The following is a 19,373-nucleotide window of genomic DNA, read 5'->3' as shown; positions in this document are numbered from 1 at the left end:
CTTATAACTTAGAAATATCTGCAATTGATGCAAACATCTTTCTAATCTTAGCTAGTAAAGCTATTCTATTATTTCTAACTTGAAGATCTTCATCCATAACCATTACATTATCAAAAAACTCACTTATAACTTTTTCTATGCTACTTAGTAAAGCTAAAGCATAATTATACTCACGGTTGTTAAGATATTTTTCAAAATCTTTTTCAATCTCATCAAGACTATCAACTAGTGCTAACTCATAAGCGTTACCAGCTTTTTCTGAGGCTTCTCTATCAAACGCTATAGAACTATCTGTTGCATTTTTATTTAGAATATTTGCAACTCTTTTATTTGATGCTATTAAACTCTTTGCCTTATCTGACAGACTAAATTTAATAACTGCTTTAACTCTAGCATCAAAATCTTTTATAGACTCGTAATTAGTAGTACTAATAGATTCAAATATATCCGTAGCAACACCCTCTTCTTTATATAGGTTTTTCAATCTATCAAGACAGAAGTTTATCACTTCAACTTTAGTGTTTGAGCTTAGTTCAACAGCATTTATACATTTATAGCTTTCTATAGCTATATCAATCACTTGCTCTAAAGAAATATCTATATTATCTCTAAGAATACGCAAAATACCTATCGCTGATCTACGCAGTGCAAATGGATCTTTATTACCTGTGGGTTTTTGTCCTATGCCAAATATACCGACTAAAGTGTCTAGCTTCTCAGCCAATGCAACACAGTTAGCCAAATTTGTTTCAGGTAGCTCAGCACCAGAATATTTTGGCCAATACTGTTGCTCAATAGCATCAGCTACTACATCTGACTCACCATATGCTTTTGCATAATATTTACCGATTATACCCTGTAGATCTGTAAACTCAAAAACCATATCTGAGATTAAATCAGCTTTTGCTAAAAGTCCTGCTCTATAGCTTTGTTCTATATCTGTATCACTGATTTTTGCTAATTCTTTCGATGTATTTGCTAGTCTTTGAGCCTTTTGATGCATATTACCTAGTTTATTATGGAAAGTTACACTCTCAAGCTTAGGTAACAAACTCTCTAAAGATGTTTTTAAATCTGTATCATAGAAAAATGCTGCATCGGCTAAACGAGCATTCATCACTTTTTGGTTACCACTTATTACTAATTCAGGCTTTGTACTTTTAATATTTGAAATAGTAATAAAATTCGCAACTAGATTATTTTGGCCATCAAGTAAAGCAAAACATTTTTGATGCTCTTCCATTGATGAAATAAGCGCCTCTTGTGGGACTCTTAAGAAGCTTTCATCAAAGCTACACATCATTGCATTTGGGTGTTCTACAATTGCACAAACTTCCTCAACTAACTCATTATCTAAAACTACTTTATAACCATTTTGTTTAGCTACCGCTTTAGCTTGTTTAATTATCTCAGCTTTACGCTCATCCCAATCTACTACAACCATAGCATCAGCAAGTAAGCTAACATACTCAAAAGCAGATTTTATAGCTATAGCTTTTGGATCGTGGAACCTATGACCAAAAGAAAGGTTTGAAGCTTTCTTACCAAAGAGCTCAATATCAACGATATCACTACCATACATTGCAACAACCCAATGCACAGGTCTTACAAATTCAGCTTCTGAATTACCCCAACGCATCATTTTTGGTATAGGTAACTGTTTAAGAGCTTTTGTAATTATATTTTGCAGAAGCTCAGTAGTTTTTTGCCCTTGCTGAATACTTTTGTAATATAACTTCTCACCTTTGGGTGTATCAATTCTTTCCAGTTCATTAATATCAACACCACAAGATTTTGCAAAACCTAAACCAACTTTTGTTGGCTCTGCATCATTATATGCAATGCTTACTAAAGGTCCTTGTTTTTCAATTGTGATGTCTTCTTGGCTTTGAGCTAAATCCTCAATAATAAAAGCTAATCGTCTTGGTGAAGCGAACCATTTTGTTTCATCAAAAGCAACTCCAGCATCCTTTAATTGACTTTCAACTGATGAAAGTAACGATTTAGCCAAGCCTTTAAGTGCTTTTGGAGGTAACTCTTCTGTGCCTAATTCAAATAAAAAATTGTTTGTCGTATTACTCATTTTCAAACCTTATAAAACGATGTATATTTTAATCCATATATAACTTGTTGTATTATAGCTTAATCAAACTGATATTTTAACAAAACAACGAATGTTTATAGATACTCATTGCCATTTAGATTTTGATGTTTTTGATTCATTTAGAGATGAGCTTATAACTAAGTGCAATAAACTCAATATCACTCAGTTTATAAATCCTGCTACACAACAGTCTAGTTGGGATAAACTCATTGAACTAAACCAAGAATTTAAATCTATAAAGATAGCATTTGGATTACACCCTATTTTTATAAAAAATCATGAAAGTCAGTACTTGGATATGCTTGAGCAATATACTATAGTACAAAATACAAAGCTAATTGGCGAAATTGGTTTAGATAAGCGAATTGAGAGCTTTGATAGACAATTAATTTTTTTCAAGGCCCAGATAAGTATTGCTAAAAATCTAGCAAAACCTGTGATTATTCATAGTGTGAAATCTCATAATGAGATTATAAAAACTATCAAAGATACCAAGTTTACTCATGGAGGTATAATCCATGCTTTCAACAGTAATATGAATATCGCTAAAACTTATATTGACCTAGGTTTCAAGCTTGGGGTTGGTGGATTAATTTCCCACCCTAAAACTAAACTTAGCAATATACTAAAAGATATACCCATTCAAAGTTTAGTGCTAGAAACAGATTCTCCAGATATGCCTCTATTTAACTCAAATGGTATAAATACACCACTGAATATCCCTAAAATTTTTGAGCTACTTTGTGATATTTATCAGTCAAATACTGATATACTAAAAAGACAAATTTACACCAATAGCCTAGAATTTATCTAAATGTACATATCAAATTTACAACTACAAAACTTTAGAAATATAAAGTCAAAAAGCTATAGTTTTGATAAAGATATGAACTTTATAGTAGGTAAAAATGGTTCTGGTAAAACATCTATTCTTGAATCAATCTATTTTTTATCCCATAGTCGCTCATTTAGAAGTTCACAACTTAACAGAATTATAAATCATGATGCTGATGAATTTGTGATATTTAGTAGAGTTTTTAATCAAGATGATATTAGTATTTCATTATCTCGTAAAAAAAATAATACTAATACCTCAAAACTAAACTTAGAGGTGCAAAAAAACCACACTGAAATAACTAGAAATCTCCCTATTCAACTCATGAACCCTGAAAGTTTTAACATCATAAACTCAGGTGCCCAACAGCGTTGTAAAATCCTAGACTGGGGGGCTTTTTACTTAGATAAAACATTTTTAAAAATCTGGCAACAAACTAAGTTTTTAGTAAAACAAAGAAACTCTGCTCTTAAACAAAACTACCCATATAGTTATATTGAAGGTATAGATAAAAAGCTTTGTGAATTTGGTGATACTTTGGATACAAAAAGACAAGACTATTTTGCAAAACTAAAGCCTAAAATATTTGAAATTCTTAAAGAGTTTAATCCAGAAATAGCACTTGATATAAGCTATTATCGAGGTTGGAATAAAGACAAAGATTTAAGCCAAGTTTTATATGAGTCGTATGATTATGATAACCGCTACAACCAAACAAATCATGGTCCCCATAAAGCAGATATAGTAATGACTATAAATGGTAAACCTATACAGGATATATTTTCCCGAGGTCAACAAAAGCTTTTAATTTGTGCGATAAAGCTTGCTCAGGGTGAAGTCCATAATTCAGAAAACAAAAATAAATGTATATATTTGATTGATGACATAACATCTGAACTTGATACTGTTCATACGACAACTTTATTTGCATATTTACAAAAACTTCAATCGCAAGTTTTTATCTCTACTCCGGATAAAGCAAAAATTTCAGCTTATATAGACACAGAAAGTAGATTAATTGAGCTATGATGCATTTATTAATTATGTAATAGTATTTGCGAAGAGTTTTATTTATCAATCCTAGTTTTCATCAAATAGCGCCATAGATTCATCAACAACTTGTTGCAACTGTTCTGCATCCTCTCTTGATGTATCTATCGTTGTACCTCCTTCAAATGAAGAGTATAGAGTAATTGCATCATCAGAATCTTCTTTGTATAACTGAAGCTGATTATTGCTAGGAATCTCTTGAACCATCCATCTTTCGCCATTAATTTCAGTAACTGTGCATTTAAAATCTGTGCAGTTTGCATTTACTCCAGTATGTTCAGTACCTCCAATATTCTGAGTGAAAGTAAAAGGATCTTCATCGGCAGCCGCATCATATAAAGAGTCTACTATGCTTCCAACTAATGTCCCATTACTATTAGTAGCAATGTTAGACATATACTTCTCAGGTATATTTCCAGCTTCTTTATTGACTACTATAAGTGTTGATGCTGTGCATAGCGACATCGTTCCAAAAACTAGCGATACTATTAGTGATAACCTTTTTCGTTTAATAATCATTTTTTTCCTCTTACTTCATTCATGATTGATACACTTCAAATATACTATCTTCAGCTCTAGCTTTTTAAGTTATAAAGAGTCCCATTATCTAAATAACAGTTAAGCAAAACTAATCAATAATAGTCAACCTATATTGAAAATAAGAATCACTAGAAAGTACAGAGCTTGCTAGATACACTTTTACTAAAGCTTCTGTATCTGATTCTTTTTCAACAACTATTTCTTTGACATAATTTGTATTAAGTATAGTAGTTTTCCATACATTACTATCATCTGGTGGAAACCCACCATTTTCACTTGAATATAACTGCAATTTTTTAACAAAAGACCGAGCTTCATGTTCAGCATTAGATACTTTACTTCTAGTTGTATAGTTATTATATATAGGTATAGCTATGGCTGCTAATATTGCAATTACTGTTATTACAATCATTAACTCAATTAAAGTAAATCCTCTTTCTTTCATCATAACCTCTTCTTATTTATATTAAGCCATATAAAGACATGTTTATATCTTATGATTTATAAACTCATAGAATATTAACAATGCTAATAAACGAAACATATAATAAAAATTGATAGCTCTAATCAAAAATAACCACTCTTGTTTTAGTTGCTACTATAGAACCCAAGTTAGATATTGCAATTTTATTTGCATATTTACAGTAATTAAAATCGCAAACTTTATACCTACTAAAGATAAAGCAAAAATCTTAGCTCATATTGTCATAGAAAATAGAATAATTAAGCTATAATACTCTTATAAATATATAACCTTTTTTGAAAATGAATTTACATAAAACACTTATATTCACAACGATTCTTATAACACCTTTTACTACTTTTGCAGATGTTAAGTATGATGGCAATAGCTACGAGATAAACCAATATTTAAAATCTCAAATGGCTAACTTTGAGTCTAAAATCAACCAACTTGAAAATCATGATATTGTAAATTTTAAGAACTACCGCGATAAAATATGCAATGATATAAGTTCAACTTATGAAGGAGGTAGCTACAAATCAGTCAAATATGGTAACTGCGTAGTATCTCTTGATAAATGGTATATTCAACAGGCTCAAAGATAGTATATAGGTGTAGTATGTTACAGAAAAACATTATTTTATTACTTGTCTGTTTAATCCTTGTAAGTTGTACTCCTCCTAGCAGTAGAACTCAAGCCTTAAGAGATAAAGCCTTTAAAAGAAAAGGTTTAAATACAGAAAGATACGAAAAATTTAAGCACGCTCACGATATTGATAATGTAGATTATGATGTTGGTCCATATCGTACTGATATGTTAAAAGATTAAGATCTAGCAAATGAATTATCTAAAATCATGGTATGCAATTACTCATATTAAAGAAATAAAAAACAAGCCAACCAAACTAGAAAGGTTTGGTAAAAATCTTGTTGCTTGGAGAAGTAATTCAGAGATAATTGTAATGGAGAACCGCTGCCCTCACAGAGGTGCAGAGCTTAGCTTAGGAAAAGTTTGTGATAATGCTATCAAATGCCCTTTTCATGGTTTTGAATTTGATACTACAGGTCGATGTCGTTATACGCCTGAAACTCAATCTAGTATACCTAAGCTAAAAGCCAAAACTTATCCAACTAAGATAGTTGCAGATATGCTATGGATAAACATATTTGGTGAAGATTTAGACAACAGCTATGCATTTGAGTTTATAGAAAGTTTACACAATGAATTCAAAGGTAAATACTCTATTTTCACAGACACCTGGAATAATAATATTCGTCACTGTATAGAGAACCAGCTAGATTATACACACTTAGCTACAGTTCATAAAAAATCTATCGGTAGAGGGTATAAAATCCCTCAAAATGTTGATTTAAAAGTGACAAACAACTATTTGGCGGCCTACAAAGATAACAAGCTAATGCTTAAATATATACTACCTAACCTTTGGATGCTAAATAATGCTGATTCTCTAAAAATCACAGTGTATTTTGTGCCTATAAATGAAAATAAAACTAAACTGTATCTTATTAATTATCGTAAATTTTTAATATCAAAACCTATTAAGCCTTTAGCTGACTTAGTGTTTAGTATTACAAATAAAATCATTCTAAATGAAGATAAGCGAGTTGTTAAAACTCAAAAATTTGATGAGGATTATAATACTAAAGATTTTCTACTCAGGCATGATCAAATAATTAAAGAATTTAGAAAAATTTGGGATATACAAGATTAAAGGTTTTTCTTATATAAAACACACTCGATTCCTTTTAAAGTTCTAGTTTCTACATATTCCATACCAGTTTTTTTCATTATTGTAATCGAAGCTATATGATCAACACCTGTAAAAGCAAAAACCTCTTTATACTCCAAACTAGATCTAGCCCATTCTAATAATGTGTTAGCAATTTCTGTAGCATAACCTTTCCCCCAAAACTTATAATCTAAAACATAACCCATTTCAACAACATCTAATTCTTCTGTATAGGCGAATCCTGCTCTGCCAATAAAATTTTCTTGTTTATCAAAAACTAGAAAAACAGGTGTTTGATATTTTCCATATCCTCCAACAAATCTTTCTACCATAGTAGGAATTTGATGTTTATCTAATGCTCCATTTGGAAAGAATTCTCTATTGATAGGATTAGTATCTAAAGTTTCCAGTAACTTTCTATCTTCTTCACTTCGTGAAATAAGTCTATAAGTTAATCTTGATGATTGTGGCAGTTTCATATAAATTCTCCATTTAAAAATAACTAGTTCGCCACATTGATGATACATTATCATAATCTTTATTTCTATAACGACTAAATCAAGGTTTTTTTATGTATTGATCAAAAGACAGATCATGCTTATGGATATTAACTACTAGACATTATAAATAAGATATTGCTATAAATAATAGATTTATTATGTTTTTTGAAATATGATAAATGATATCATTTAGAATAATAACAGTATATTAAAATGAAACACGTATTAACAGCATTTTTTTCTTTTCTCCCATTTATTTTGTTAGCAAACTCTCCTCTAGATGCTTCTTTCAAAAAATTAGAAGATAAATATAGTGGTAAAATTGGCGTTTATAGTATAAATAATACTGACAAATCGCTCATAGAATATAATGAAAACTATCACTTTCCAATTTGTAGTGTTTTCAAACTATTACTAGTTGGGGCTGTACTTCATGAAGACATGCAAAATGAAGGCTTTTTAGATAAAAAAATACTGATTACAAAGAAAGATATTACTAATCTTGGATACACTCCTATAACTGGTAAAAATATTGGTAAACATTTAACTATATCTCAACTATCCTTTGCTGCAATTCTAAGTGATAATGCGGCAGGAAATATCTTAATTGAACAAATAGGCGGATTAAACAAATTAAATTTGTTCATTAAAAATCTAGGTGATGAAAATACAATCATTAATAATAATGAGCCAAAAGTTAATAATACTACTCCAGAAAGCAATATAAATAAAACGACACCAAAAAGTATTACTAGAGATATTAACGAATTGATTTTTGGCAACATTCTCGATGATAAACATAAGAAAATTTTTATAAAATGGTTACAAGATAATAATACAGGCAAAAACAGAATTGCTCTTAATGCTCCAAAGAACTGGATAATAGGAGATAAAACGGGGACTTGTGGTGAATACGGGTCAACTAACGATGTTGCTATACTATGGTCACCAAACAAAAAAAACTCTATTGCTTTAGGTATTTTATATACTAATCCTGAAAATAAAAACGCTAAGAATAATGAGAAGATTATTCAAGAAGCAACTAAGTTAATCACCAATTCAATATAAAAGGTCTTAACTAAACTAGTTACTTTTATAAACCTAAAAATAACTAGTTCGCCACATTGATGATACATTATCAACAACTGCCGCTCTATCATCAATATTAGTTAAGAAATGTAGCCCTGTCCTTTGCTCAATATCTTTAATTGAAGTTCTATAGTTTGCGATTTTTGTCTTATTAACTCTCGCATTAGGCATTACAAAAGCTATGGCTTTATTTTTACTTGGCACATATATTATTTTGAAATAATAATCTGGCACAGCAACCTTGTTATAACCGATAGTTTTATATACTTTTTGCTTTTTATATATTGGACCTGTATACACATAAATACTATCATACATATTTGCCCAGATTCTCTCATCTGTTTCTAATCTTTCCCAACCTTGCCTATTTAAGCCCGCCTTTTGTGGCGACATATTTGATAGTAAAAATGATTCATCAGCAGATTTTTGACTAAAATCCATCGATGCATAAGACGCTAAATGTCCTCTATCATATCCAGATTTACTATAGTCACTCATAGTAGCTCTATATACAAATGGTACATCACTATCTTCTTTGAACCTATCTTTTCGTTTCAGCTTATTTGCCACTTTTGACTTTGTAAGCTTAAATGCTACCCAACTTGCCTGTTTGGTTTGATAATTATAACCAACAACATAACCATCTCTGCATAAGTAAAGATTAGTTTGACCTAGACCTGAGGTTACATCAAAACTAGGGTTACCATACGCAAGGAAATCATGACAGTATTTACTAACTGCTGGCATGGTTCTTTCAGGAGCATACTGTTTTAAGTTTTCAAACTGATTTTGTTTCTTAGGTTGCTCTTTTGCCTCATCACTTTCTGAGAAAAATCTTGCTACTATATTTTGATTATCTTTCGGCTTAAAGTTTTTAATAGGCTCACGCGTAAAATAGTCATAGACCTGATGTCTAAAATCTATAAATTTCTGCTTAAGATTATATTTATCAAAATATACACCTGAAAAGCCAGCTGATATCGCCGCTCCCAAGACAACTAATATTTTTAAATTTCGAAAAAAATTGTTTACAGGTTTTTTAGTCGGTACAGTTTTTGGTTTTTGCTTCTGTTTAGTCATAACAGTTTCTTAAATAAAATAATTTAACTTACAAAAAATATTTTACATCAGTAGTTATAAGTTATACATAGCATATAGGGCTAAATCCCAAATAAATAAACAATCTTCACAAATAGATTTATAAAAGTGATAAAATCAGTTACCTAGATAATGAATTCCAATTTTTATGAATAATCAAAAAAAATATCGTAAAAACTTAGCTATTTCTCATCATGTTATACATCACTATGGATGGGATGATTTATTAGCAACTCATATCTCTGCTAGATTACCTGATGGAAATATTATCATTACTCCTCATAATGTATCTTTCGATAAAGTGACTAAGAAGAATCTAGTCACAGTTGATTTAGATGGCAATACAATCTCTGATAATGGCTACAAGGTAATGCCACAAGCTGCCAATATTCATCTTGAAACATATAATGCTAGGAAAGATATTAATGCAATTATTCATACACACAGTAAATATGCTGTAGCATTATCATCACTAGAGTCTGGCATGCAATTTTGCAACCAACAATCACTAAGATTTTATGATGATATTTCATACCACCACTACGATGGTCTTGCTCTTGAGAATGAAGGTAAAGCTATAGCTGAAAGTCTTGGTGAAAAAAATAATATGATGATATTAGATAATCACGGAGTTATAACAACTGCTGACTCTATCGAAAAAGCTATTTATAAACATTATTATTTTGAGCAAGCAATCGAAATAGAAGTTAAAACCTTGGCTACAGGTCAAAAAATAAAACCTATCCCTCAAGAAGTATGCAAAAAAACAGCTGTGCAATTTTCTAATATACAATCTTGCCATCATGAGTTTGAACTATTTAAGAGAATAACTAAAAACTATCGTTAAATCTTTTTATAAAAAAAATCTATTATTTGATATAATCTAGCTCATATTTATTTCAGAAATTTTAATCATAATGAAAGCATCTCAAACATTTATAGCTACAACGAAAGAGCTACCTAAAGAAGCAGTTTTAACATCTCATCAATATATGCTAAAAGCTGGGCTTATTAAAAAACTAGCATCAGGCATTTATACTTGGATGCCAATGGGTTTAAAAGTACTTCATAAAATCCAAAATATAGTTCGTCAAGAAATGAATAAGGCTGGAGCTAGTGAGCTTTTACTTCCAAGCGTACTACCTTCAGAGTTATTAAAAGAAACTCATCGTTGGGATAAATTTGGCCCTGAGCTTTTAAAACTAAAAGACAGACATGATAGAGATTTTTGTTATGGCCCAACACATGAAGAGCCAATAGTTGATATGGCTAGAGATACTATAAAAAGCTACAAGCAACTTCCTCTAAATCTATATCAAATACAAACAAAATTCAGAGATGAAATTCGTCCTCGTTTTGGTGTAATGCGTGCTAGAGAATTTATTATGAAAGATGCTTATTCTTTCCATGAGAATGAAGAGTGTTTACATAAGTCATATGAAATTATGTTTCAAGCTTATTGTAATATCTTAAGTCATATTGGACTTACATATAGACCTGTAAAAGCAGATACTGGAGCAATTGGTGGTGATAATAGCCATGAGTTTCAAGTACTTGCGAATGCTGGTGAAGATATTGTTTGTTATAGTAATGGTAGTGATTATGCTGCAAATATGGAGTTAGCTACTTATGCTAAACCTGATTTAAGTAAAAAAGCAACCTCTTCTAGCACTATAGAAAAAATCCATACTCCAAATATAAAAACTATCGAAAAACTTTGCAAAGAGATGGACTTTAATATTAAAAAAACCATAAAAACTATGGTTATCAAAGATGCCGATAATAACTTCTTTGCTTTAGTGGTTCGTGGCGACCATGAACTTAATGAAACTAAAATAAACAAATTAGAACAAATTACAGCTCCATACGCTCTTGCCACTAGAGAAGAAATTTTTTCTATTTTTAATGCAAACCCTGGGTCGCTTGGCATATATAATTGCCCTATTACTATTATTGCAGACTTTAGTGCTATTGAAATTATAGATATAGTTTGTGGAGCAAATGAAGATGACTATCACCTAACAAATGTAAACTGGGACAGAGATGTAACAGATTACCAAACGGCTGATATTCGTAATGTTGTAACTGGTGATATTTCTCCTGATGGCAATGGTACATTAGAGCTAACAAATGGTATTGAGGTTGGTCATATTTTTGAGCTTGGAGATGTTTACTCTAAACCAATGAACGCTACTGTGATTGGTCAAGATGGTAAAGGCAAGCCTATTCTTATGGGTTGCTATGGTTTTGGGGTATCTCGTGTAATGGCTGCAGCTATTGAACAATCTCATGATGATAGAGGTATTATATGGCCTGAAGCTATCGCACCATACCAAGTAGCTATTCTGCCTATTAATTACAATAAATCTGAGAAAGTTAAAGAGGTTGCAGATAATTTGTATCAAGAACTTCTAGCTAAAGGTATAGATGTGCTTTTAGACGATAGAGGTGCTAGACCTGGTGTGATGTTTGCTGATGCTGACTTAGTCGGCTATACTCATCATGTTGTAATAGGTGATAGACTACTAGAGCAGAACTTGATTGAATATAAAAATCGTAAAACTCAAGAAAAGCAAGAAATTACGCTTGAACATTTAAATGAAATAATTAACTGATGTTATACCTACTTCTTTTATAATTCTAAGCTTTAAATAGAGCAAATAAGTTCAACATAAAGGTAAACCAACTTGAAAGAGCAATTTATACAATATGATGATGAATATAATGATATCTTATATTCAAAATGTGAATTAGTTAAAGATATAAACTCTCAACATATTCAAAATATCATTAAAGAGATGCAAACCAAAATGCGAGCTATTGGCGGGCTAGGCTTAGCAGCAAATCAAATTGGTTATCCTTATCAGATATTTATGATAGAGTTTGATAAGAAAAATACCAGCAGATATACCATCAATTTACCTGACGTCCCATTCCAAGTTTTTATAAACCCTACAATAAACAAACACTCGAATCAAAATGTAAGTTTCTGGCACGGATGTCTCAGTGCTATTGGCTACAAAAGAGCTAAATTAGCTACTTATAAAGAGATAGAGTATCAAGCTTATGACCAATATGGTGAAATAATTAAAGGCTCATTAAGTAATTTAGCTGCTGTAATTTTTCAGCATGAATTTGCACACCTACTTGGTAAAATGTATATAGATTTTGATACTCAATATATTGATAATGATGTTTTAACCGAAATGATAAACTCAAAAAAAATCAACATCTACGAAGATTGTGACCACTCAGTTCCACATATTATTTCAGATTATCAAATAGGTAGTTCAATATAATAAAAACTAAAAGGGGTATTACTTTTAGTATAATATGTTAAATATTTATCCTTTATAACGATGGTGCATTAAGCTCAAAAATAATTATCTGTTTAAAATATCAAAACTTAACAACCGTTCTAATATTCTTATGCATATCTGCAAAACCTTTGTTTATATCTTCTATTTGAATATTTGAAGTTATAAGGTTATCAATATCAATTCTACCGTCCATATACCAGTCAACTATCATTGGAACATCAGTACGCCCACGCATACCACCAAAAGCTGAACCTTTCCAAGTACGTCCTGTTACAAGTTGAAATGGTCGAGTTGAAATCTCTTGACCTGCTCCTGCTACACCAATAATTACACTCTCACCCCAGCCTTTATGCACACACTCTAACGCCTGACGCATTACATCAGTGTTACCAATACATTCGAAGCTATAATCAGCTCCCCCACCTGTCAGGCGCACTAAATGCTCAACTAAGTCACCATCTACTTCAGTAGGATTAACAAAATCTGTCATGCCATATTTTGTAGCGATATCTTTTTTATCGTTGCTAATATCTACACCAACAATTTGCCCAGCACCAACAAGTTTTGCACCTTGAATCACATTTAAGCCAATACCACCAAGACCAAATACCACTACACTAGAGCCTGCTTCAACATTAGCAGTTTTAACTACTGCTCCCACACCAGTTGTTACACCACAACCTATATAACAAACCTTATCTAAAGGTGCATCTTTACGAATTTTAGCAACGGCTATTTCAGGAAGTACTGTATAGTTTGAAAATGTTGAGCACCCCATATAATGATGAATTGCTTGGCCATCTGCTGTTGTAAAACGAGATGTACCATCAGGCATCAGACCTTTACCTTGAGTTTCACGGATAGACTGGCAAAGATTTGTTTTAGGATTTAAACAAAAGCTACACTCTCTACATTCTGGTGTATATAGAGCTATTACATGATCACCTTTTTTTACGGATGTTACATTCTTACCAACCTCAACCACAACTCCTGCTCCTTCATGCCCTAATATAGCAGGAAAAAGTCCTTCAGGATCCATACCTGAAAGTGTAAATGCATCAGTATGGCAAATACCAGTAGCTTTTATCTCAACCAAAACCTCATTATCTTTAGGTAGCCCAACATCTACAATCTCTATAGAAAGTGGTTCACCTGCTTTATATGCAACTGCTGCTTTTGATTTAATAGTCATAGAATTACTCATAAAAAACTTAATTTATAAATATGATTTTAATGATAAAAATTAGAATAGAAAAGATTTTTATGAATTATTATGCCAACTCTAATTATAGAGCGATTATTCTAAAGGTTTAAAATATTATGTAAATTATAAAGAGAGAATGTGTTGATTTGTATTAGGGTAGTATTAATCGCGTTTATATATATCTTCAAGTCTTACGATATCATCTTCACCAAGGTAATCACCGACCTGTACTTCAATGATTTGAATATCACTATCTGTAAAATTTTCCAATCTATGTACTGACTCCTTTGGTATAAATACGTTTTCACCCACATTATACTCTTTTACACTGTCATCAACTGTAATAGTTGGTCTACCTGTAACAACTACCCAATGCTCAGCTCTTTTAAAGTGCTTTTGCAATGACAACTGTCCTTTTGGCTTTACTGTGATAATTTTAGTTTGACTCTTATCTGTGAAATTAAGGGTTTGATATGTACCCCATGGGCGTTCGTAAATCTTACCTGTTTCATTTAAATCAGACATTTTATTTATCCTTATTTAGTTTACTTTACAAAACACATTATCAGCTATTTTTTTAGCTAATTCAAGGTTACTATTACAGTAGCAATAGCAACACAATCTCATACATACTTTCTTTGTCTTTAAACTCAAGTTTATGTTTAGTACACTACTTCATTTATAATTTTTAAAATGGCATTTTAAGCATACTTTTAATGCTTTGAGTAGTTTTAGTATCTCTATATTCATCAAGACCTATATTCATATCATAGTGACCTTTAATAGGTTGAGCCTTATAGGTTTTGAAAAGCCTATCCCATATAGAAAAATTAAAACCAAAATTTGAATTTGTTTCATTTACTATAGTTGAATGGTGGATCCTATGCATATCAGGTGTTACTATAAAAAACCTTAGTATTTTATCAAAAATCCTAGGTAATTTAATATTACCGTGATTAAACAGTGAACTCGCATTCAAAATAATCTCAAATATTATAACTGCTAGTACTGGCGCTCCTATTATGGCTACTACCACCATTTTTATCAGCATTGATAAAATCATCTCTAATGGATGAAATCTAAGCCCTGTAGTTACATCAATATCCATATCAGCATGATGCACTTTATGAATACGCCATAAAATTGGAATATAGTGAAATATTAAATGTTGTAGATATATCGAAAAATCAAGCACTATAAAAGCAATTACTATTTTCAGTAGCTGAGTAATCTCAAAATAATTCAAAATCCCAATTTTGTTTATTTCACAAAATAAAGCTACACCAACTGCAGCAATAGGGAAAAGAACTCTGAGCAGAATAGTATTTATAAATATTAATAATAAATTATTTAACCAGCGAATAGATTTTTTTTGTTGTAATTTTCTTTTTGGGAAAAATAATTCAAGTGTTACAACTATTAGTAATACACCAATGAAAAATATTAATCTAATAGTTACTTCAGTCATTTAAATATAGCTATCCAGTAATTTATAATATCAGATATCTTTTATTACACCACACCACATTCTATTTCCACCTCCACCTAGAGGTTCTGGATCATCGGAATAATTATCTGATCCTTCATGCACCATCAAGCTATGTCCTTCAAGTTCCTCTAATGAAGCTAATCTAGGCGCAACAACTGGTTTTGTAGCACTCCCATCAGGATTAACAATCAGTACAGGTAAATCTCCTTTATGTCCATTATCACTATATGGACCTAAATGCTTATTAGTGTTTTCAGGATCCCAATGTCCTCCAGCAGCTTTACCACCATCCGCACAACTTGGATTAATGTGTATATGCATACCATGAGTAGTTGAGGGTGGTAAGTTATATAAATGAGGAGTAATAAGTAAACCTTCTTGATCACCATTAGTAACGTATGGAGCAATAGTAATGGTTCCTACTTCTTTATTTGTCTGAGTATCTTTAAGATGTACAATAAGTTCATTATCGTGTTTAAGATCGTAGGTTTTTTCTTTTTGTTCAATAATAGCACAACTGCCTAACATCCCAACACAAACTAAACTACTAAGCATTTTAATATTTTTTAACATTACGAACTCTTATTAATAATAAATAACTCTACAAATCATCATACCAATAATCATAAATATTTCAAAATATTATAGCAGAAATTATATATTTGTATTTTTAACTAAAAAAAATAATGATATAAACATTAATTATTCATACCAGCTATCAAGTTTTTGTTTGAATTTCTCAAGTCCCATTTTTTTAAGAGCTGAAAATAATTGATATGACACTTTATCTGTAGTCTTGAAAGTAGCTAAAAAACTATCTAACATCTTAGTTGCTTGAGCCCTTTCTTTATTATTTAGCTTATCCGCTTTTGTAAGTAATATATGTAAATTAAGGTTACAAGCTATTGCTAGTTCTATCATTAAACAGTCAAACTCTTTAAGATCATGACGAGGGTCAACTAAAAGTACAATTCCTGTTAAGCATTCTCGTGAAGTTAAATATAGCTCCATTTCACTTTGCCACTGTTTTTTAATTTTCTCAGAAACTTTTGCATAACCATAACCAGGCAAATCAACAAGTCTTTTACCTTCACCAATATCAAATAGGTTGATAAGCTGTGTTCTACCAGGTGTTTTACTAACTCTAGCTAAAGCTTTTTGCTCTGTAAGAGTATTTAAGGCACTTGATTTACCAGCGTTTGAACGTCCTGCAAATGCCACCTCTATTCCGACATCTTCAGGAAGTTGCGAAACTTTAGCAGCTCCCATGATGTATTTTGCATTTCTATATATCATAATTCATTCTCTAATTTAATCTTTTCAAAAAGTCCATGACAAGCAGTATCTATCATTAAAAAAACTTTTTCAAAATTATCTTCATAATACGGATCTGGAACATCTGTTAGACTTATTGCTGGTGCATATTGAAGCATCTTAGTAACTTTTGAAAAGTCTGCACAAGGAAACATTACTTTCATAGTATCAATATTTTCTTGATCCATCGCTACTATATAATCATAATCATCAAAATCTGACTCTAGTAACTGTTGAGATTTCTGATCTGATAAATCACAATCATATTTTTTAGCCATTTCTTGTGCTCTAAAATCGGCGTGATCACCTTCATGCCCCCACTTTTGTGAGCTAGTTCCACAAGATGCTATCTCAATTTTATTACTAAAGTCATTAGAGTCTACAATATCTCTAAAAATCCCATGTGCTGTCGGGGATCTACAAATATTACCCTTACAAACAAATAATACTTTTATCATATCTCGACCTTTACTCATAACTACTTAGCTTCCTTCATATCTTTTGCAAGTTTACTATTTGATTGCAACTTAAAACCTTGAAAGAATTTACTATCTGGTTTAAGCATAAACACAACTTCATTTTTACCATTAAAGCTTTCTTTATATGAATTCATACTTTTTAAGAACTCGTACAATGGTATAGAGTTTGCATAAGCTGCTGTAAATATTTTTGCAGCTTTACCGTCAGCTTCTGCTCTTATAGTCTTAGATTCTTTTTCAGCTTGTGCTATAGTTACCGTAACTTTTGCATCAGCTGATGCTTTTATTTTCTCAGCTAATTGTACACCTTCTGCTCTTATAGAAGATGCTACCTTATGACGAGATGATTTCATTCTTTGATAAATCGAATCAGTCACAGTATCTGGTAGATCAATTTGTTTTACTCTCACATCAACTACAGATACACCTATTTGTATAGCTTGTTTTTGTACACTCTTAGTAAGTGCTATCATCAACTTATCACGATTATTGTTTATAAGGCTTTGAATATCATTATTACCAACTTCTGCACGCAAAGATGACTCTAAGAATTGCTTAAGCAATGTCTCAGCTCTATCAACATTACCACTTGTACTTGTAAAGAATTTAGAGATGTTATCAATTTTCCATACGACATAAGCATTAATCAACACATCTTTTTGTTCTTTAGTAACAACTCTAGCCGAATCTGCTTCTAATATACGGTTACGCATATCATAAGTTTTAACGGTATCTAAAAGTGGAACTTTAATATGGATACCTGGCTCATACTCGATAACTTGTCCAGAACTATCTTTTTTAAGTTCACCAAGCCTCAGTATAACCGACTCACTACCTTGTTTTACTATAAACTTAGTACTTAAAATAACAATAGATGCAACAACTACAACCACTAAGAATATTTTTAAAATTTTATTCATTTTTTAGTTACTCCCTTGACTGTTTGTATCTAAACTTGGCATTAATGCTTTTTTACTGTTTTCACCTAAACCATAAAATATATTTTTCGCACCATCACCATCAATCAAGAAAATCTTATTATGCTGAAGTACATCTGAAATAGTATTAAAATACATTTGGTTTGTAACAATGTCAGGATTTTTCTTATAGATCGGTAATAACTGCTCAAATTGGGCTGTTTCACCTTGAGCTTCAAGTACAATTTTTTGCTTATAAGCATTTGCTTGATCAAGAATTCTTTGTGCTTTACCCTGTGCTACTGGTACAATTCTATTTGCATAACTTTCAGCATCATTTTGCTCTCTTTCACGATCTTCACGGGCTTTGATCACATCATCAAATGCACTTTTCACAGCATCTGGAGCTTGAGCTGGTTGCATAATCACTTCACTCACATAAATACCAGTATTATACGTTTGAAGAAGGTTTTCCATTTCTTTGCGTACTTGTTGAGTAATTACAGCTCTATTAGTTGTAAGTATTTCCTCAAGCTTATTTTCACCTACAACCTGTCTTACAGCACTTTCTAAAGTCTGTTGAAGTAATTTAGTTGGGTTATTATTTGCAAACAAAAATTTCTCTAAATCAGATATACGGTATTGTACTGTAAATGAAATATGCACTATATTTTCTTGAGAAGTAAGCATATCTCTTTTTAAAGAAATAGTTTTTAACTCTTGAACATTTTCTTTATAAACACTATCAAAACCAAGCGGATACCAATGAAGTCCTGGCTCAACCATTTTAGAAAACTTTCCAAGTCGTAAGACTGCGGCTTGCTCTGCAGGTTGTACCACATAAAAACCAAAACCTACCCATGCAGCTACAATAACTGCAATAACTATACTAGCTATCTTTTTTATTGGGAAATTCTCTAATGTTGGTTGGTTTTTATCCGCGTTTTTTGAATAAATACTTTCACTATCATCAGCGCTATCTTTTTTCTTTTTCCCAAAGAACTTCTTTATCATTTCCTCTAAGTCTGGTGGGCCTTGCTCTGAGTTTTTATACCAAAACAACCTTTTTTTCATTTTTTCTAACATTAGTTATTCCTATAATCTATAAATTGATATTATTTTGTACCATTCATATTATATATAAAAATATCTGTAATTTTTAATTATCTACAACATAATATAGCAAAGCTAGTATATCTTTATTGAATAACTCTAAATAT

At 31.2% G+C, this 19,373-nt stretch carries 22 protein-coding genes; 9 read left to right on the top strand and 13 right to left on the bottom strand.

Annotated elements, in window-relative coordinates; translation table 11 throughout:
• Position 1: 1 nt before the first annotated feature.
• A complete protein-coding gene (glyS, locus tag CDH04_RS03640; protein ID WP_112869729.1) occupies positions 2-2,083 on the bottom strand; it encodes a glycine--tRNA ligase subunit beta in 2,082 nt (693 codons plus the stop codon).
• A 91-nt stretch (positions 2,084-2,174) separates the two neighbouring features.
• Here glyS and CDH04_RS03635 point away from each other — a divergent pair, with 91 nt between their 5' ends.
• Positions 2,175-2,918: a TatD family hydrolase gene (locus tag CDH04_RS03635; RefSeq protein ID WP_112869728.1), complete on the top strand. Its 744-nt coding sequence runs from the start codon at positions 2,175-2,177 to the stop codon at positions 2,916-2,918.
• A complete protein-coding gene (recF, locus tag CDH04_RS03630) occupies positions 2,919-3,968 on the top strand; it encodes a DNA replication/repair protein RecF (RefSeq protein WP_112869727.1) in 1,050 nt (349 codons plus the stop codon).
• A gap of 51 nt (positions 3,969-4,019) precedes the next feature.
• Here recF and CDH04_RS03625 read toward each other — a convergent pair whose 3' ends face one another.
• Entirely contained in the window at positions 4,020-4,508 is a 489-nt protein-coding gene (locus CDH04_RS03625) for a hypothetical protein (protein ID WP_162699191.1), read from the bottom strand.
• 109 nt (positions 4,509-4,617) lie between these two features.
• Positions 4,618-4,977 (bottom strand): prepilin-type N-terminal cleavage/methylation domain-containing protein, encoded by a 360-nt coding sequence (locus tag CDH04_RS10025; protein WP_174208882.1) that lies wholly within the window; start codon positions 4,975-4,977, stop codon positions 4,618-4,620.
• 317 nt (positions 4,978-5,294) lie between these two features.
• Here CDH04_RS10025 and CDH04_RS03615 point away from each other — a divergent pair, with 317 nt between their 5' ends.
• Genes CDH04_RS03615 through CDH04_RS03605 form a run of 3 tightly spaced genes read left to right on the top strand, consistent with a single transcriptional unit; the run spans position 5,295 to position 6,725 of the window.
• A complete protein-coding gene (locus CDH04_RS03615) occupies positions 5,295-5,597 on the top strand; it encodes a DUF1311 domain-containing protein (RefSeq protein WP_234393369.1) in 303 nt (100 codons plus the stop codon).
• Between the two features lie 14 nt (positions 5,598-5,611).
• The gene (locus tag CDH04_RS03610) at positions 5,612-5,821 is read left to right on the top strand and encodes a hypothetical protein (protein ID WP_112869724.1); all 210 of its coding nucleotides are present in this window, start codon (positions 5,612-5,614) and stop codon (positions 5,819-5,821) included.
• 10 nt (positions 5,822-5,831) lie between these two features.
• Entirely contained in the window at positions 5,832-6,725 is an 894-nt protein-coding gene (locus CDH04_RS03605; protein WP_112869723.1) for an aromatic ring-hydroxylating oxygenase subunit alpha, read from the top strand.
• Here CDH04_RS03605 and CDH04_RS03600 read toward each other — a convergent pair.
• On the bottom strand, positions 6,722-7,222 hold the full coding sequence (locus CDH04_RS03600) for a GNAT family N-acetyltransferase (protein WP_162699190.1): 501 nt from the start codon (positions 7,220-7,222) through the stop codon (positions 6,722-6,724). The two genes, CDH04_RS03605 and CDH04_RS03600, sit on opposite strands and share 4 nt — an antisense overlap.
• Positions 7,223-7,456: 234 nt before the next feature.
• Between CDH04_RS03600 and bla the strand changes: the two genes are divergently transcribed.
• Positions 7,457-8,311 (top strand): class A beta-lactamase, encoded by an 855-nt coding sequence (bla, locus tag CDH04_RS03595; protein ID WP_112869721.1) that lies wholly within the window; start codon positions 7,457-7,459, stop codon positions 8,309-8,311.
• A gap of 33 nt (positions 8,312-8,344) precedes the next feature.
• On the opposite strand, the gene CDH04_RS03590 is transcribed toward bla, so the two are convergent.
• Entirely contained in the window at positions 8,345-9,412 is a 1,068-nt protein-coding gene (locus CDH04_RS03590; protein WP_112869720.1) for a DNA/RNA non-specific endonuclease, read from the bottom strand.
• Between the two features lie 166 nt (positions 9,413-9,578).
• On the opposite strand from CDH04_RS03590, the gene CDH04_RS03585 reads away from it, so the two are divergent.
• From CDH04_RS03585 to CDH04_RS03575, 3 genes are all read left to right on the top strand, one after another.
• A complete protein-coding gene (locus tag CDH04_RS03585; RefSeq protein WP_112869719.1) occupies positions 9,579-10,277 on the top strand; it encodes a class II aldolase/adducin family protein in 699 nt (232 codons plus the stop codon).
• Positions 10,278-10,347: 70 nt separating this feature from the next.
• Entirely contained in the window at positions 10,348-12,045 is a 1,698-nt protein-coding gene (locus tag CDH04_RS03580) for a proline--tRNA ligase (RefSeq protein WP_112869718.1), read from the top strand.
• A 72-nt stretch (positions 12,046-12,117) separates the two neighbouring features.
• Complete coding sequence (locus CDH04_RS03575) at positions 12,118-12,729, top strand: peptide deformylase (protein ID WP_112869717.1); 612 nt, start codon at positions 12,118-12,120, stop codon at positions 12,727-12,729.
• A gap of 100 nt (positions 12,730-12,829) precedes the next feature.
• On the opposite strand, the gene CDH04_RS03570 is transcribed toward CDH04_RS03575, so the two are convergent.
• The 8 genes from CDH04_RS03570 to hflK form a co-directional block, all read right to left on the bottom strand.
• Positions 12,830-13,942 (bottom strand): S-(hydroxymethyl)glutathione dehydrogenase/class III alcohol dehydrogenase, encoded by a 1,113-nt coding sequence (locus CDH04_RS03570; protein ID WP_112870888.1) that lies wholly within the window; start codon positions 13,940-13,942, stop codon positions 12,830-12,832.
• A gap of 174 nt (positions 13,943-14,116) precedes the next feature.
• A complete protein-coding gene (locus CDH04_RS03565; protein ID WP_112869716.1) occupies positions 14,117-14,479 on the bottom strand; it encodes a phosphomannose isomerase type II C-terminal cupin domain in 363 nt (120 codons plus the stop codon).
• A gap of 163 nt (positions 14,480-14,642) precedes the next feature.
• Positions 14,643-15,422 (bottom strand): sterol desaturase family protein, encoded by a 780-nt coding sequence (locus CDH04_RS03560; protein ID WP_112869715.1) that lies wholly within the window; start codon positions 15,420-15,422, stop codon positions 14,643-14,645.
• Positions 15,423-15,452: 30 nt separating this feature from the next.
• Positions 15,453-15,971: a superoxide dismutase family protein gene (locus CDH04_RS03555; RefSeq protein WP_234393374.1), complete on the bottom strand. Its 519-nt coding sequence runs from the start codon at positions 15,969-15,971 to the stop codon at positions 15,453-15,455.
• 174 nt (positions 15,972-16,145) lie between these two features.
• A complete protein-coding gene (yihA, locus tag CDH04_RS03550; protein WP_112869714.1) occupies positions 16,146-16,739 on the bottom strand; it encodes a ribosome biogenesis GTP-binding protein YihA/YsxC in 594 nt (197 codons plus the stop codon).
• The gene (locus CDH04_RS03545; RefSeq protein ID WP_112869713.1) at positions 16,736-17,233 is read right to left on the bottom strand and encodes a low molecular weight protein-tyrosine-phosphatase; all 498 of its coding nucleotides are present in this window, start codon (positions 17,231-17,233) and stop codon (positions 16,736-16,738) included. The genes yihA and CDH04_RS03545 overlap by 4 nt, the downstream gene beginning before the upstream one ends.
• Before the next feature lie 2 nt (positions 17,234-17,235).
• Complete coding sequence (hflC, locus tag CDH04_RS03540) at positions 17,236-18,156, bottom strand: protease modulator HflC (RefSeq protein WP_112869712.1); 921 nt, start codon at positions 18,154-18,156, stop codon at positions 17,236-17,238.
• A 3-nt stretch (positions 18,157-18,159) separates the two neighbouring features.
• The gene (gene hflK / locus CDH04_RS03535) at positions 18,160-19,239 is read right to left on the bottom strand and encodes an FtsH protease activity modulator HflK (protein ID WP_112869711.1); all 1,080 of its coding nucleotides are present in this window, start codon (positions 19,237-19,239) and stop codon (positions 18,160-18,162) included.
• Positions 19,240-19,373 lie beyond the last annotated feature (134 nt).

The sequence above is a fragment of the Francisella adeliensis genome (assembly GCF_003290445.1).
GTDB lineage: Bacteria > Pseudomonadota > Gammaproteobacteria > Francisellales > Francisellaceae > Francisella > Francisella adeliensis.
Note: the sequence above shows the minus strand (reverse complement) of the source record. Positions and strands in the feature narration are given on the sequence as shown.

Excerpts from the sequence above, each read along its gene's own strand:
- glyS (WP_112869729.1), bottom strand. The coding sequence starts at position 2,083 with ATGAGTAATACGACAAACAATTTTTTATTTGAATTAGGCACAGAAGAG.
- CDH04_RS03635 (WP_112869728.1), top strand. The coding sequence starts at position 2,175 with ATGTTTATAGATACTCATTGCCATTTAGATTTTGATGTTTTTGATTCA.
- recF (WP_112869727.1), top strand. The coding sequence starts at position 2,919 with ATGTACATATCAAATTTACAACTACAAAACTTTAGAAATATAAAGTCA.
- CDH04_RS03625 (WP_162699191.1), bottom strand. The coding sequence starts at position 4,508 with ATGATTATTAAACGAAAAAGGTTATCACTAATAGTATCGCTAGTTTTT.
- CDH04_RS10025 (WP_174208882.1), bottom strand. The coding sequence starts at position 4,977 with ATGATGAAAGAAAGAGGATTTACTTTAATTGAGTTAATGATTGTAATA.
- CDH04_RS03615 (WP_234393369.1), top strand. The coding sequence starts at position 5,295 with ATGAATTTACATAAAACACTTATATTCACAACGATTCTTATAACACCT.
- CDH04_RS03610 (WP_112869724.1), top strand. The coding sequence starts at position 5,612 with ATGTTACAGAAAAACATTATTTTATTACTTGTCTGTTTAATCCTTGTA.
- CDH04_RS03605 (WP_112869723.1), top strand. The coding sequence starts at position 5,832 with ATGAATTATCTAAAATCATGGTATGCAATTACTCATATTAAAGAAATA.
- CDH04_RS03600 (WP_162699190.1), bottom strand. The coding sequence starts at position 7,222 with ATGAAACTGCCACAATCATCAAGATTAACTTATAGACTTATTTCACGA.
- bla (WP_112869721.1), top strand. The coding sequence starts at position 7,457 with ATGAAACACGTATTAACAGCATTTTTTTCTTTTCTCCCATTTATTTTG.
- CDH04_RS03590 (WP_112869720.1), bottom strand. The coding sequence starts at position 9,412 with ATGACTAAACAGAAGCAAAAACCAAAAACTGTACCGACTAAAAAACCT.
- CDH04_RS03585 (WP_112869719.1), top strand. The coding sequence starts at position 9,579 with ATGAATAATCAAAAAAAATATCGTAAAAACTTAGCTATTTCTCATCAT.
- CDH04_RS03580 (WP_112869718.1), top strand. The coding sequence starts at position 10,348 with ATGAAAGCATCTCAAACATTTATAGCTACAACGAAAGAGCTACCTAAA.
- CDH04_RS03570 (WP_112870888.1), bottom strand. The coding sequence starts at position 13,942 with ATGACTATTAAATCAAAAGCAGCAGTTGCATATAAAGCAGGTGAACCA.
- CDH04_RS03565 (WP_112869716.1), bottom strand. The coding sequence starts at position 14,479 with ATGTCTGATTTAAATGAAACAGGTAAGATTTACGAACGCCCATGGGGT.
- CDH04_RS03560 (WP_112869715.1), bottom strand. The coding sequence starts at position 15,422 with ATGACTGAAGTAACTATTAGATTAATATTTTTCATTGGTGTATTACTA.
- CDH04_RS03555 (WP_234393374.1), bottom strand. The coding sequence starts at position 15,971 with ATGTTAGGCAGTTGTGCTATTATTGAACAAAAAGAAAAAACCTACGAT.
- yihA (WP_112869714.1), bottom strand. The coding sequence starts at position 16,739 with ATGATATATAGAAATGCAAAATACATCATGGGAGCTGCTAAAGTTTCG.
- CDH04_RS03545 (WP_112869713.1), bottom strand. The coding sequence starts at position 17,233 with ATGAGTAAAGGTCGAGATATGATAAAAGTATTATTTGTTTGTAAGGGT.
- hflC (WP_112869712.1), bottom strand. The coding sequence starts at position 18,156 with ATGAATAAAATTTTAAAAATATTCTTAGTGGTTGTAGTTGTTGCATCT.
- hflK (WP_112869711.1), bottom strand. The coding sequence starts at position 19,239 with ATGTTAGAAAAAATGAAAAAAAGGTTGTTTTGGTATAAAAACTCAGAG.